At 74.3% G+C, this 13,620-nt stretch carries 15 protein-coding genes; 14 read left to right on the top strand and 1 reads right to left on the bottom strand.

Translation table 11 applies throughout. From position 1 onward, the window contains the following. The first annotated feature begins 2 nt into the window (after window positions 1-2). The 7 genes from hisH to ACIRR8_RS28555 all read left to right on the top strand — a co-directional run bounded on the left by hisH (window position 3) and on the right by ACIRR8_RS28555 (window position 7,967). Window positions 3-644 carry an imidazole glycerol phosphate synthase subunit HisH gene (hisH, locus tag ACIRR8_RS28585; protein WP_404070180.1) on the top strand — a complete coding sequence of 214 codons (642 nt, stop codon included), beginning with the start codon at window positions 3-5 and terminating at the stop codon, window positions 642-644. After that, window positions 644-1,369 carry a bifunctional 1-(5-phosphoribosyl)-5-((5-phosphoribosylamino)methylideneamino)imidazole-4-carboxamide isomerase/phosphoribosylanthranilate isomerase PriA gene (gene priA, locus ACIRR8_RS28580; protein ID WP_030564077.1) on the top strand — a complete coding sequence of 242 codons (726 nt, stop codon included), beginning with the start codon at window positions 644-646 and terminating at the stop codon, window positions 1,367-1,369. The genes hisH and priA overlap by 1 nt, the downstream gene beginning before the upstream one ends. After that, the gene (locus tag ACIRR8_RS28575) at window positions 1,366-1,773 is read left to right on the top strand and encodes a RidA family protein (RefSeq protein WP_404070178.1); all 408 of its coding nucleotides are present in this window, start codon (window positions 1,366-1,368) and stop codon (window positions 1,771-1,773) included. Before priA ends, ACIRR8_RS28575 begins: the two co-directional genes overlap by 4 nt. Then, on the top strand, window positions 1,770-2,525 hold the full coding sequence (gene hisF, locus ACIRR8_RS28570) for an imidazole glycerol phosphate synthase subunit HisF (protein ID WP_404070176.1): 756 nt from the start codon (window positions 1,770-1,772) through the stop codon (window positions 2,523-2,525). The genes ACIRR8_RS28575 and hisF overlap by 4 nt, the downstream gene beginning before the upstream one ends. Window positions 2,526-2,728: 203 nt before the next feature. Beyond that, the gene (locus tag ACIRR8_RS28565) at window positions 2,729-3,634 is read left to right on the top strand and encodes an alpha/beta hydrolase (RefSeq protein WP_404070174.1); all 906 of its coding nucleotides are present in this window, start codon (window positions 2,729-2,731) and stop codon (window positions 3,632-3,634) included. 126 nt (window positions 3,635-3,760) lie between these two features. Then, window positions 3,761-6,460, top strand: coding sequence for a LuxR C-terminal-related transcriptional regulator (locus ACIRR8_RS28560; protein WP_404070172.1), 2,700 nt, complete (start codon window positions 3,761-3,763; stop codon window positions 6,458-6,460). A 118-nt stretch (window positions 6,461-6,578) separates the two neighbouring features. Further along, window positions 6,579-7,967, top strand: coding sequence for a PucR family transcriptional regulator (locus ACIRR8_RS28555; protein ID WP_404070170.1), 1,389 nt, complete (start codon window positions 6,579-6,581; stop codon window positions 7,965-7,967). Window positions 7,968-7,972: 5 nt separating this feature from the next. On the opposite strand, the gene ACIRR8_RS28550 is transcribed toward ACIRR8_RS28555, so the two are convergent. After that, window positions 7,973-8,605: a TIGR03085 family metal-binding protein gene (locus tag ACIRR8_RS28550; RefSeq protein ID WP_404070168.1), complete on the bottom strand. Its 633-nt coding sequence runs from the start codon at window positions 8,603-8,605 to the stop codon at window positions 7,973-7,975. Between the two features lie 84 nt (window positions 8,606-8,689). Between ACIRR8_RS28550 and hisI the strand changes: the two genes are divergently transcribed. From hisI to trpM, 7 genes are all read left to right on the top strand, one after another. Continuing rightward, window positions 8,690-9,070, top strand: a complete 381-nt coding sequence (gene hisI / locus ACIRR8_RS28545) for a phosphoribosyl-AMP cyclohydrolase (protein WP_109166180.1) — start codon at window positions 8,690-8,692, stop codon at window positions 9,068-9,070. Between the two features lie 9 nt (window positions 9,071-9,079). After that, window positions 9,080-10,573 (top strand): anthranilate synthase component I, encoded by a 1,494-nt coding sequence (locus ACIRR8_RS28540; RefSeq protein ID WP_404070166.1) that lies wholly within the window; start codon window positions 9,080-9,082, stop codon window positions 10,571-10,573. Between the two features lie 14 nt (window positions 10,574-10,587). Further along, window positions 10,588-11,265 carry a TIGR02234 family membrane protein gene (locus ACIRR8_RS28535; RefSeq protein WP_404070164.1) on the top strand — a complete coding sequence of 226 codons (678 nt, stop codon included), beginning with the start codon at window positions 10,588-10,590 and terminating at the stop codon, window positions 11,263-11,265. A 143-nt stretch (window positions 11,266-11,408) separates the two neighbouring features. After that, window positions 11,409-11,660 (top strand): HGxxPAAW family protein, encoded by a 252-nt coding sequence (locus ACIRR8_RS28530; protein WP_018512043.1) that lies wholly within the window; start codon window positions 11,409-11,411, stop codon window positions 11,658-11,660. A gap of 337 nt (window positions 11,661-11,997) precedes the next feature. Then, window positions 11,998-12,384 carry a DUF2752 domain-containing protein gene (locus ACIRR8_RS28525; protein WP_404070398.1) on the top strand — a complete coding sequence of 129 codons (387 nt, stop codon included), beginning with the start codon at window positions 11,998-12,000 and terminating at the stop codon, window positions 12,382-12,384. Between the two features lie 115 nt (window positions 12,385-12,499). Then, window positions 12,500-13,309 (top strand): indole-3-glycerol phosphate synthase TrpC, encoded by an 810-nt coding sequence (gene trpC, locus ACIRR8_RS28520; protein ID WP_010064524.1) that lies wholly within the window; start codon window positions 12,500-12,502, stop codon window positions 13,307-13,309. Between the two features lie 16 nt (window positions 13,310-13,325). Next, complete coding sequence (gene trpM / locus ACIRR8_RS28515; protein WP_404070162.1) at window positions 13,326-13,592, top strand: tryptophan biosynthesis modulator TrpM; 267 nt, start codon at window positions 13,326-13,328, stop codon at window positions 13,590-13,592. Window positions 13,593-13,620 lie beyond the last annotated feature (28 nt).

Below are 13,620 nucleotides of genomic sequence, written 5' to 3'. Positions count from 1 at the left end.
CCATGACCGACACCAAGAAGGTCGTCGTCTTCGACTACGGCTTCGGCAACGTCCGCTCCGCCGAACGCGCTCTCGCCCGCGTCGGCGCGGACGTCGAGATCACCCGCGACTTCGACCGCGCGATGAACGCCGACGGTCTCCTCGTCCCCGGCGTCGGCGCGTTCTCCGCCTGCATGGACGGGCTGAAGCGGGCCCGCGGCGACTGGATCGTGGGCCGCCGGCTCTCCGGCGGCCGCCCCGTGATGGGCATCTGCGTCGGGATGCAGATCCTGTTCGAGCGCGGCATCGAGCACGGCGTGGAGACCGAGGGCCTGGACGAATGGCCCGGTACGGTCGGCCCGCTGAAGGCGGATGTCGTCCCGCACATGGGCTGGAACACCGTGGAGGCCCCCGAGGACTCCCGGCTCTTCGCCGGCCTGGACCCCGAGGCCCGGTACTACTTCGTGCACTCCTACGCGGCGCACGACTGGTCCCTCGAAGTCACCAACGCCAAGATCCGTGCCCCCAAGGTCACCTGGGCCACGCACGGCGAACGGTTCGTGGCCGCCGTGGAGAACGGCGCGCTGTGGGCCACCCAGTTCCACCCCGAGAAGTCCGGCGATGCCGGCGCCCAGCTGCTGACCAACTGGATCGAGACGCTGTAATGCCGAAGCTTGAACTGCTCCCCGCCGTCGACGTCCGTGACGGCCAGGCCGTCCGCCTCGTCCACGGCGAGTCCGGCTCCGAGACCTCCTACGGCTCCCCGCTGGAGGCCGCCCTCGCCTGGCAGTCCGCCGGCGCCGAGTGGCTGCACCTCGTCGACCTGGACGCCGCCTTCGGCACCGGTGACAACCGGGACCTGATCGCCGAGGTCGCCGGGGCCATGGACATCAAGGTGGAGCTCTCCGGCGGCATCCGCGACGACGCCTCGCTGGAGGCCGCCCTCGCCACCGGCTGCCGCCGCGTCAACCTCGGCACCGCCGCCCTGGAGACCCCGGAGTGGGTCGCCAAGGTCATCGCCGAGCACGGCGACAAGATCGCCGTCGGCCTCGACGTCCGCGGCACCACGCTGCGCGGCCGCGGCTGGACCCGCGACGGCGGCGACCTGTACGAGACGCTGGCCCGCCTCGACGCCGAGGGCTGCGCGCGCTACGTCGTCACCGACATCGCCAAGGACGGCACCCTCCAGGGCCCGAATCTGGGCCTCCTGCGCGACGTCTGCGCCGTCACCGACCGCCCGGTCGTCGCCTCCGGCGGTGTCTCCTCGCTCGCCGACCTCCGCGCGATCTCGCTCCTCGTCCCCGAAGGCGTCGAGGGCGCGATCGTCGGCAAGGCGCTGTACGCGAAGGAGTTCACGCTGGAAGAGGCGCTGAAGGCGGTCGCCGCATGAGCGATGGCGCCACCTCCGTACGCCGGATCTCCACCGGCGCCCCCTGGGAGGAGAAGTTCGGCTACTCGCGCGCGGTCGAGCTTCCCAACGGCCTCGTCCTGGTGGCCGGCTGCACCTCCGTGATCAACGGCCAGATCTCCGCGGGCTCCCCGTACGAGCAGGCCATCACCTCCTTCGACGTCGCCTTCGCGGCGCTGGAGCAGGTGGGACTCGGCCGTGAGGACGTAGTCCGCACCCGGATGTACCTCACGCACGCCCGGGACGTGGACGAGGTCGGCCGCGCCCACAAGGAGCTGTTCGACGCGGTACGTCCCGCCGCCTCCATGATCATCGTGTCCGGGTTCGTCGACCCGAGCCTGGTCGTCGAGGTCGAGATCGAGGCCTACCGGGGAGGCACCAAGTGACGCTCGCCGTACGGGTCATCCCCTGCCTGGACGTCGACAACGGCCGGGTCGTCAAGGGCGTCAACTTCCAGAACCTGCGTGACGCGGGCGACCCCGTCGAGATGGCCAAGCTGTACGACGCCGAGGGCGCCGACGAGCTGACCTTCCTGGACATCACCGCCTCCAGCGGCGACCGCGAGACCACGTACGACGTGGTCCGCCGCACCGCCGAGCAGGTCTTCATCCCGCTCACCGTCGGCGGCGGCGTCCGCACCCCCGACGACGTGGACAAGCTGCTGCGCGCCGGGGCGGACAAGGTCGGCGTCAACACCGCCGCCATCGCCCGCCCCGACCTCATCCGCGAGATCGCCGAACGTTTCGGCCGCCAGGTCCTGGTGCTCTCGGTCGACGCCCGCCGCACCCCGGAAGGCGCCTTCGAGGTCACCACCCACGGCGGCCGCAAGGGCACCGGCATCGACGCCGTCGAGTGGGCCCACCGGGCCGCCGAGCTGGGCGCGGGCGAGATCCTGCTCAACTCGATGGACGCGGACGGCACGAAGGACGGCTACGACACGGAGATGATCGAGGCGGTACGGGCGCACGTCACCGTCCCCGTCATCGCCTCCGGCGGCGCGGGCCGCCTCGCCGACTTCGCCCCGGCCATCGAGGCGGGCGCGGACGCGGTGCTCGCCGCGTCGGTGTTCCACTTCGGCGACCTGCGGATCTCCCAGGTGAAGGACGCGCTGCGGGAGGCGGGCCAGCCGGTCCGCTGACGCCTTCGACCCCTTTCGGCGGTATCACCGGTCCGCGAAGACCGGTGATACCGCCGATGCGCATCCACGGGACGCACCGTGAGAGTGGCGACCGCCGACGAACGACGACGGCAGCCACGCGGCGCACCCCGACAGCCCCCGGACGACGGGCTCATGGGCCTCCGCGTGGTGTGGTTCCCCCGCCACCACCGAGAGGATCCCCCGTGCAGCAGCACCTCCCCGCACGCCCGAGCCGCCTCCACGCCCTCACCGGTTTCGTGACCGCCGCGGCCACCGCCGGCCTTCTGCTGACCGGCCTGGCACCCGGCGCCCAGGCCGTCGCCGCCAACCCCTACGAGCGCGGCCCGGCCCCCACCAACGCCTCCATCGAGGCGAGCCGCGGCTCGTACGCCACCTCCCAGACCTCCGTCTCCTCGCTCGCCGTGAGCGGATTCGGCGGCGGCACGATCTACTACCCGACCTCCACCGCCGACGGCACCTTCGGCGCGGTCGTCATCTCGCCCGGGTTCACCGCCTACCAGTCCTCCATCGCCTGGCTCGGCCCGCGCCTGGCGTCCCAGGGCTTCGTGGTCTTCACCATCGACACCAACACCACGCTCGACCAGCCCGACAGCCGGGGCCGCCAACTCCTGTCCGCGCTGGACTACCTGACCCAGCGCAGCTCGGTCCGGACCCGGGTCGACGCGAGCCGGCTCGGCGTGATGGGCCACTCGATGGGTGGCGGCGGCTCGCTGGAGGCCGCCAAGAGCCGTACGTCGTTGAAGGCGGCGATCCCGCTGACCGGCTGGAACACCGACAAGACCTGGCCCGAACTGCGCACGCCCACGCTGGTGGTGGGGGCGGACGGTGACACGGTCGCACCGGTCGGCACCCACTCCAAGCCGTTCTACGCGTCGCTGCCCGGCTCGCTGGACAAGGCGTACCTGGAGCTGCGGGGCGCCTCGCACTTCACGCCCAACTCGTCCGACACCACGATCGCCAAGTACAGCCTTTCGTGGCTGAAGCGCTTCATCGACAACGACACCCGCTACGAGCAGTTCCTCTGCCCCATCCCGCGGCCGAGCCTCACCATCGCGGAGTACCGGGGCACCTGCCCGCACACGTCGTAGAACGGTCCCTTCCGGCGGCTTCGGTGCTGTGCCCGCGCACAGCGCCGAAGCCGTCCGGCTGGGAGCCCGCACCGCTGACCGGACGCGCGCCTTCCTCCGTCGGCGGGGCGACCGTACCGTGCCGATGTGACCCCATCGACGACCGTGCACAGTCCGCTCCGGCTGTACGGCCGCAGCGGTGAACTCGCCATTCTGGAAGGCCTGTTGGTGCGGCTTTGGCGCGGTGACGGCAGCGCTCTCGTGCTGGCGGCACCGCCCGGCCTCGGCCGCACCGCGCTGCTCCACGAGGCGGCCGCCGCGCACCGCCCCCGGGGCCCGGTGCTGCACGCGGACGAACGAGGCCTGCCCGCACCCGAGGCGCTGCGCGAACTGGCCGCCGGACGCTCCCTGCTGGTCTGCGCCGACGACGCCCACACCTGGGGCCGGGCCTCCCGCACGGCCCTCATCACCGCCGCCCGCGGCCTCGGCGCGGGCAGCCGGGTGGCCGTCCTGATCACGGCGGACGACGGCCCCGCCTTCGCCGGACTGCCCGCACTCCGGCTCGGCCCCCTGGACGACGACGCGGCGGCGGCGCTGCTGGACCGGCTGGCCGGAGGCGCGGAAGAGCGCCCCCGCGGCACGTCGAAGGCCTTCAGCGGTACGGAGGGACTCGACCCGGTCGTCCGCGCCGAGCTCCTCCGGGAGGCGGCCGGCAACCCGCGCCTCCTCACCGCGCTCACCGGCCGCCTCACCCCGGACCAGCTCGCCGGGCGTACTCCGCTGCCGTGTCCGCTGCCCGGCGCCGAGGGCGTGCTGGCCGCGCACGCGGACCGGCTCGACGGGCTCCCGGCGCACACCAGGGCGCTGCTCCTGCTCGCCGCCGCCGCCCAGGAGCACGAGCCCGCCGGCGCGGGGGCGGACGCGTTGCTCCTGTTGCGCGCCGGCACCCGGACCGGGCTGCCCCGGGACTTCCTGGACGGCGTCCTGTTCGGTTCGGCCGCCACCGAGGGGTTCCTCCAGCGGGCGGGCAGCCGGGTCCACTTCAGCCACCCGCTGGACGCCCGCGCGGTCCTGCACCACGCCTCACCCGCCCGCCGCCGAGCCGCCCACGAGCTGCTCGCCGCGTTGCTGGCGGGGACCGGGGGCCATCCCGTCCCCCTCGCCTCCCTCGTCCAGCTCTCCTACGCCGCCTCCGGCCCGGACCACGCGCTCGCCGCCCGCCTGGAGGCCGCCGCGACCTCCCCGTACCCCCACGCCCAGCGCTCCTTTGCCCTCGCCCGTGCCGCTGCCCTCGCCGTCGACCGGCCCCTGAGCTCGGCCCGGTTCGCGGCGGCGGCCGAGCAGGCGGCCCTCTCCGGTGACCCGGCCCTCGCGCGCGCCCTGCTGGCCCGGACCGGTCCCTCCGCGGGCGAGCCCCGCCACGGCCTCGTCGCGTACGTCCACGGCCTGCTCGCCCTGCGCGCCGGGCCCGCCGCCGACGCTCACGAAGCCCTCCTCGCCGCAGCCGGACTGCTCGGCCCGTACGACCCCCTGCGGGCCCTCGACGCCCTCGTCGGTGCGGCGGAGGCGGCCTGGGTGATGGGCGACGCCGCCGGCTACCTGGAAGCCATGGGGCGCGTCGAGCCGGACCCGTACGACCGTGTGTCCGCCGCCTACCGGGCCGGGATGTGCGCGGTGCTCGCCGGGCGTACGGAGGCGGGGCACGCGCTGCTCCGCCAGTGCCTCGACCCGGTGGACCCGGCACCCGTCGCCCTCCTCCGCGCCGGAGTCGCCGCGCTCGTCCTCGGGGAGGTCGCCGTCGCCTACCGGACCGGGGCGCGGGCGCTCGCCGCCGTACGGGCCAAGGGGCCCGACGCCCTGCTGCCGCAGGCGCTGGAGCACCTCGCCTACGCCGAGCTGCGGGCCGGACGCCATGCCGCCGCCCGCACCCACGCGCTGGAAGGGCTGCACGCCGCACGCCGTACCGGGCAGCCCAACAGCTCCGTCCACCTCCACGCCGTCCTCGCGCTCGCCGCCTCCGTGGAAGGGCCCGCCGAGGCCTGCGCCGCCCACAGCGACGCCGCACTGGCCGGTGCGGGACCGCACGGGCTCGCCCAGGCCGCCACCCTCGCCATCTGGGCCCGGGCCCGCGCCGATCTGGCCGCCGGGCGCTCCGACGAGGCCGCCGCCCGGCTCGGACCGCTGGTGCGCCCCGGGCCACGGCAAGGCCACTTCGCCGCCCGGATGCTCGCCGTGCCCTGCTATGTCGAGGCCGCCGTCCTCGGCGGCAGAGGAGCGGAAGAGGCCGGTGAACTCCGTGCCGCCGTGACCGAGTTCGCCCGGTGGACCAGCCGGACCACCGACCCGCAGGCCCCCGCCCAACTGGCCCGCTGCCGCGCCCTGCTGGCACCGGCTGAGGAGGCCGACGCCCGGTACGCGGAGGCCCTGGCCCACCACGACCGGGCCGGCGGCGACTTCGAGCGGGCCCGCACCCAGCTCCTGTACGGGCAGTGGCTGCGCCGCCGCCGGCGTACCCGCGAGGCCCGCACCCCGCTGCGCGACGCCCTGGTCGCCTTCCAGCGCTGCTCGGCCCGCGCGTGGGCGGAGCGGGCGGCCGGTGAGTTACGGGCGGCGGGGGAGCAGGGGCCGTCGGTGCGGCCCGCCGCGGGCGATGTGCTCTCCGCCCTCACCCCGCAGCAGCAGCGCATCGCCCGCTGCGTCGCGGAAGGAGCCACCAACCGCGAGGTCGCGCTCCGGCTCTCGCTCAGCCCGCGCACGGTCGACCACCACCTGCGCAACGTCTTCGCCGCCCTCGCCATCCGCTCCCGCACCGAACTGGCCCGGCTGCTGGGTCCCGAGGTCCCGTGAAGGCCGGTGGTTGCGAGACCGTGATGACAAGTTCCGCGCAGACCTCTAGGTACCGACCGGGCGGTATGCCATTCTGCGGGCGTCAGGATCGCCCGGTCGATCTCCGGTGGAGGCCGCCATGCCACAGGTCGTACGTCCTCGGTTCGCGGTGCTGCACGGCCCGCACCCCGCGGCGCCGTTGCCCCAGCGCTTCCGTTCCCTGGCCGACCGCGAAGCCGTCGAGGTGCTGCACCGGGCCGCCCGGGTCCTCGTCGCCTCGCTCCCGGTCCTCACCGACCGGCTGGTCGAGGCCCTGTACGAACAGGAGCCCGGCTACCGCGCGGCCATCGACTCCGACCGGGCCGAGGTCTGGCAGGAGGTCCACCACTCGCTGCGCCACAACGTCGGCTCGCTGCTCCAGCCCAAGGAGTTCCGCGACGCCGCCCACCGCACCTCCCGCTGGATCGGCGAGATCCGCGCCGGACAGGGCGTACCGCTCGACGCCGTCCTGCACGCCTTCCGGATGGGCGGCGCGATGGTCTGGCAGGACCTGGTGGACGAGACGGCCCGCCGCGACCCCGACGACGTACGGCTGCTCGTCCATGTCGCCGCCGACGTGTGGAACTTCGTCGACGAGCACTGCGGGATCGTCGCGGACGCCTACCGCCAGGCCGAGCGGCGGCTCTCCTGGCGGCGCGAGAACCAGCAGCGGCTGATGATCGCGGCCCTGCTCGACGGGACCGCCCGGATCGCGGACCTCGGCGAGGCGGCGGCGATGCTGGGGCTGCCGGAGCAGGGACGGTACGCCGTCCTCGCGGTGGCCTCCGTCCGCTCCGGCGGACCGCGGCAGCCTGCCCCCGCCCGGCCACGGGTGACCCTGCCGGCCGCACTGCCACCGGACGCGGCCCCGCACGGACCCGCGGGATGTACGAACGCGGCTCGAGTCCCGCACGCGGCACCGGACGGACCCTCGTACGCGGCCCCCGCCACCACCCTCTGGCACACCGGACCCGACGCCGAGTTCGCCATCCTCCGGCTCACCGGCGAACCGGGCGACCCCGGCGAGCTGCGCGCCGTCGCCGCCGCCCTGGACGCTCCCGCCGGCACCCGGACCGGCATCGGCTCCGCCGTCGACGGCCTGGCCGCCCTCGGCGACGCCCGGCGGCTGGCGGAGACCGCTCTGCGCGCCTGTCCCGCCTCCGGAGGCACCGTCCTGCTCGACGAGCACCTCCCGGACGCCCTCGTCGTCTCGTCCCCGGCTCTCGGCTCCGCCCTCGCGGACCGGTTGCTCGGCCCGCTGGACCGGCTGGACCCCTCGGACCGGGACGTCATCCTGGAGACGCTCACGGCCTGGCTGGACGCGGACGGCTCGGCGCAGCGGGCGGGCGCGCGGCTCTACTGCCACCGCAACACCGTCCTCAACCGGCTCCGCCGCTTCGAACAGCTCACCGGCCGCTGCCTCACCCGCCCCCGCGACGCCGTGGAGGTCTCCCTCGCCCTGGCGGCCCGGCGGCTGCTGGGCGGGTAGCGGGGCTACATCCCCAGCTCCGCCCGGTGCAGCCGGTCCACCGCGTCCTTCTCGCCCTCCACCTGCACGTCCGCCGTGTCCTGCCGGCCGAACGCGAACAGCAGCAGCTCCGCGGGCTCCCCGGTCACCGTCACCACCGGGGTGCCCTTGTGGGCCACCGCCGTCCGGCCGTCCGGGCGGCGCAGCACAAGACCCACCGGGGACTTGCGCCCCAGCACCCGCGCGGTCTTCTCGACGTTGGACCAGAGCGCGTCGGCGAAGACCGGGTCCAGCTCGCGCCGCGACCAGTCCGGCTGGGCCCTGCGTACGTCCTCCGCGTGGACGAAGAACTCCACCGTGTTCGCCGCCTCGTCGATCTGCTTGAGGGACATCGGCGAGAACCGGGGCGGGCCGGTCCGGATCAGCTGGATCAGCTCCTCGTACGGCTTCGCCGCGAACTCCGCCTGCACCCGCTCAAGACGGTTCTTCAGCGCGGAGATCACCAGCCCGCCCGCCGCGTCGGCGCGGCGCTCGCGGACCACCACATGGGCCGCCAGATCGCGGGTCTTCCAGCCCCCGCACAGCGTCGGGGCCTCGGGGCCGGCCGCTTCCAACAGATCGGCGAGCAGAAGACGTTCACGCTTCGCATGGGTCGACATGCCCGCCAGCGTACGACCGTCACCCGGGGTCCGCCCAGTGGACGTCCGCCCGGAGACCGGTCGCGGCCACGGCACAATGGGCCCATGACCAGCACGCCCGGCCCCACGCCGCCCGCCAGCAGCCTCGACCCCGCCATCGCCGCCCGCCTCCGGCGCGGCGCCGACGGTCTGGTCCCGGCCATCGCCCAGCAGTACGACACCGGCGAGGTGCTGATGCTCGGCTGGATGGACGACGAGGCGCTGCACCGCACCCTCACCACGGGCCGCTGCACCTACTGGTCACGCAGCCGCCAGGAGTACTGGGTCAAGGGCGACACCTCCGGCCACATCCAGCGGGTGAAGTCCGTGGCCCTGGACTGCGACGCCGACACCGTGCTGGTCAAGGTCGACCAGACGGGCGCCGCCTGCCACACCGGCGACCGCACCTGCTTCGACGCCGACGTCCTCACCCTCCTCGACAGCTAAGGTCCGGCCATGGATCTCGACACCTTCCGCAAGCTGGCCGTCGACCGGCGCGTCGTCCCCGTCAGCCGCCGCCTCCTCGCGGACGGCGACACCCCGGTCGGCCTGTACCGCAAACTCGCCGCCGAGCGCACCGGCACCTTCCTGCTGGAGTCCGCGGAGAACGGCCGCACCTGGTCGCGCTACTCCTTCATCGGCGTACGCAGCGACGCCACCCTCACCGCCCGCGACGGCGCGGCCCACTGGCTCGGCACCCCGCCCGTCGGCGTCCCCGTCGACGGCGACCCGCTGGACGCCCTGCGCGCCACCGTCGAGACCCTGCACACCCCGCGCGACCTGGTGAGCGACCTGGGCCTGCCGCCGTTCACCGGCGGCATGGTCGGCTACCTCGGCTACGACGTCGTCCGCCGCCTGGAGAAGATCTGCGAGCACGGCGGCGACGACCTGAAGCTGCCCGAGCTGACCATGCTCCTCACCTCGGACCTCGCCGTCCTCGACCACCAGAACGGCACCGTCCTGCTGATCGCCAACGCGATCAACCACAACGACCTCTCCACGGGGGTCGACGAGGCGTACGCGGACGCCGTCGCCCGGCTCGACGCCATGGAGCAGGACCTGCGCCGCCCGGTCGAGAACGCCCCGGCCGTCCTGCCCCCCTCCGAGCTGCCGCCGTACACCGCGCTCTGGGGCGGCGAGGCCTACCAGGAGGCCGTGGAGGACATCAAGGAGCGGATCCGGGCCGGCGAGGCCTTCCAGGTCGTGCCCTCGCAGCGCTTCGAGACGCCGTGCAGGGCGAGCGCCCTGGACGTCTACCGGGTGCTGCGGGCCACCAACCCGTCCCCGTACATGTACCTCTTCCGCTTCGACGGGTTCGACGTCGTCGGCTCCAGCCCCGAGGCCCTCGTCAAGGTCGAGGACGGGCGGGCGATGGTCCACCCGATCGCCGGCACCCGGCACCGCGGCGCCACCCCGCAGGAGGACCAGACGCTCGCCGAGGAGCTGCTCGCCGACCCCAAGGAGCGCGCCGAGCACCTGATGCTCGTCGACCTCGGCCGCAACGACCTGGGCCGGGTCTGCGAACCGGGCAGCGTCGAGGTCGTCGACTTCATGTCGATCGAGCGGTACTCCCACGTGATGCACATCGTCTCCACCGTCACCGGCCGCGTCACCGAGGACCGCACCGCCTTCGACGTCCTCACCGCCTGCTTCCCCGCCGGCACCCTCTCCGGCGCCCCCAAGCCGCGCGCCATGCAGATCATCGAGGAGCTGGAGCCGAGCCGGCGCGGACTGTACGGAGGCTGCGTCGGCTATCTCGACTTCGCCGGGGACTCCGACACCGCCATCGCCATCCGCACCGCGCTGCTGCGCGACGGTACGGCGTACGTGCAGGCGGGCGCCGGTGTCGTCGCGGACTCGGACCCGGTCGCGGAGGACACCGAGTGCCGCAACAAGGCCGCCGCGGTGCTGCGCGCGGTCCATACGGCCAACCGGCTCCACGACCGCTGAGGCGGTAGGGGATAGTGGAACGCGTGAGTGCTGTTCCCGTACCCCAGCCCCGTACCGACACCGCCGACACCGAGCCCGACGCCCCGGCCGACTCCTCGGACGGCCGGGGCAGCCGCCGGTCCCTCGCGGCCGGGCTGCTCCTGGGCGCGGCCGGTGCGACCGTCGTCCTCCTGGCCTCCGGCCAGATCTGGGCCGAGGGCCGTGCGGCCACCGGCGGCGGCGCCCTGCCGTTGACCGCCGACGGCCGGGACGTCACCGGCGCCCCGGCCGCCCTGGCGATCGTCGGCCTGGCCGCCCTCGTCGCCGTCTTCGCCGTCCGGGGCGCGGGCCGCCGCCTCGTCGCCGTCCTGCTCGCCCTCAGCGGCCTGGGGGCCGCGCTCAGCGCCTGGGCGGGCGCGTCCGACAGCTCGGCCCTCGACGAGCAGGCCGCCCGCACCACCGGTGACACGGCCGCCACCATCGACGCCCTCACCCACACCGCCTGGCCGTACGTCACCGCCGCCGGGGGCCTGCTGATCCTGCTCGCCGGGCTGCTCGCCCTCCGCTTCGGCAGCCGCTGGCCCACGATGTCGGGCCGGTACGAACGCGACGGCACCCCGCGCCCTCGCAAGGCCCCCCGCACCGCCCCGGACCCGGACCGGCCCGAGGAGCTGTGGAAGGCCCTGGACCGCGGCGAGGACCCGACGGGCTGAACGCCTGGCAAGGGGTGACCCCCGGCGCACCTCCCACGCCTCCCGTACGGGACAATGGAGGCGAGCCGTCCCCCGAGCGACAGCTGCAGCGACACCCACTGCCACCGCGATACCCACTGCGCGACATCAACAAGGAGCAACTCATGGCGGGCACGAGCCACGGACACACCCCGGCCGCCTGGACCGGTGTCATCATCGCCTTCATCGGCTTCTGCGTCGCAGGCGTCTTCATGGTCGCGGCCAACCCGCTCGGCTTCTGGGCCGGTATCGCCGTCATCTTCGCCGGTGGCATCGTCGGTTACGCCATGAAGCTCGCCGGCCTCGGCATGCCGAAGGAGTCCGCCGAGCTGGTGGAGGCCCGGGCGCGCGCCGGAGAGGCCCAGGTCTCCCACTGACCCGCGCGGCCGACACGCAGCAAGGCGCAGCCCCGGGTGGGCTGCGCCTTTCCGTATGAGCGGCGACAATCACCGGGTGGACGCCTCCCCGAACCCGACCCCCGAAGCCGAGCCCGAGGGCGTCGGCCCCATGAACATGCCGCTGACGGTCTGCCCGACCCCGGACATGGCCCGCCCCCATCCAGCCCGTCCGGCGGTTGAGGACGGAACCCTTTCCGGGGCGGACCCGGAGCTCGCAGGCCCCTCGGGCGAGGAACCCTCGCAGGTGCCCGGCCCCCCAGGCCACGGTTCCGTCCTCGAACGCCGGACGGGCCGGGGAGGAAGCCGGACCGGCTGGATGCGCCTCGCCACCCCCCTCGGCATCCTCGCCACCGTCACCGCCGCCTTCGCCTACGTCGGCACCGTCGACCCCAACGAGCCCGGCCACTACCCCGTCTGCCCGCTGCTGAAGATCACCGGCGCCTTCTGCCCCGGCTGCGGCGGCCTCCGCAGTGCTCACGCCTTCATCCACGGCGACCTCGGCACCGCCTTCTCCGCCAACGCCGTCGCCACCACCGGCTACTTCCTCTTCGCCGCCGTCTGGGTCCTCTGGCTCGTCCGGGCCTGGCGCGGACAGCCCCTGCGGATCGTCCTCGCCCCCGTCTGGTGGTGGAGCATCGGCGCGCTGCTCCTGGTCTTCACCGTCGTCCGGAATCTGCCGTTCGGCTCCGCACTGGCGCCCTGAATGCCCAGGTAGTGGGACGCGGCGTGGCCGGATGCGGGCCCGGAGGCCTCCTACGGATACCATCGGTATGGCTGATCCTGTTCACCGTCAACCGTTCCGGAAGGGGGCCGCTCGCGTGAGTGTGCTCGACGAGATCATCGACGGCGTCCGCGCCGACCTCGCGGAGCGGCAGGCGCGCGTCAGCCTCGACGAGCTGAAGGAGCGCGCCGCCCGCGCTCCCCAGGCCAAGGACGGAGTCGCCGCCCTGCGCGGCGAGGGCGTCACCGTCATCTGCGAGGTCAAGCGCTCGTCCCCGTCCAAGGGGGCCCTTGCCGCCATCGCGGACCCCGCCGCCCTCGCCGCGGACTACGAGGCCGGTGGCGCGTCCGTCATCTCGGTCCTCACCGAGGAGCGCCGCTTCGGCGGCTCGCTCGCCGACCTGGAGGCCGTCCGCGCCAAGGTCGACACCCCGATCCTGCGCAAGGACTTCATCGTCACCTCGTACCAGCTGTGGGAGGCCCGGGCGTACGGCGCCGACCTCGCGCTGCTGATCGTCGCCGCCCTGGACCAGGAGGCCCTGGTCTCCCTGATCGAGCGCGCCGAGTCCATCGGGCTCACCCCGCTCGTCGAGGCGCACGACGAGGAGGAGGCGGAGCGCGCCGTGGACGCCGGAGCGAAGATCATCGGGGTCAACGCGCGCAACCTGAAAGACCTCAAGGTCGACCGCTCCACCTTCGAGCGCGTCGCCCCCGAGATCCCCGACCACATCGTCAAGGTCGCCGAGTCCGGCGTCCGGGGCCCGCACGATCTGATCGCGTACGCCAACGCCGGCGCCGACGCCGTCCTGGTCGGCGAGTCCCTGGTCACCGGTCGCGACCCGCGCGCCGCCGTCGCCGACCTGGTCGCCGCCGGTGCCCACCCGGCACTCCGCCACGGCCGCGGCTGACCGGGAGCCCGACGACATGACCGGCCGTCCCGCCGCCCGCACCCGGCCGGGCCTGCGCCCCGCCGGGGCCCGCGCCCGGGACACACACGCCCCGGCGGCGCGCGGCTGCCTCCCGCCCGTCTCCCACCGGCACCCTCAGCCGAGGCGCTGCGCGCCGCCCTTCTGGCACCGTGGCTGCCGCGCGCCCGCCCGGCGCGTGCACGGACGGCGTGTGCGGTACGTGATCGGCGACGAGCCCGGCCAGGTGAACGGGATGCGATGGCGCCCGGGGTCCGCGCAGTAGCGAGCCCCGGCCGACGTACCCCACATCT

Origin of the sequence: Streptomyces sp. NPDC101178, from assembly GCF_044767965.1 — a bacterium.
In the GTDB taxonomy this organism is placed as follows: domain Bacteria; phylum Actinomycetota; class Actinomycetes; order Streptomycetales; family Streptomycetaceae; genus Streptomyces.
This window is presented reverse-complemented; position numbering and strand designations above follow the sequence as displayed.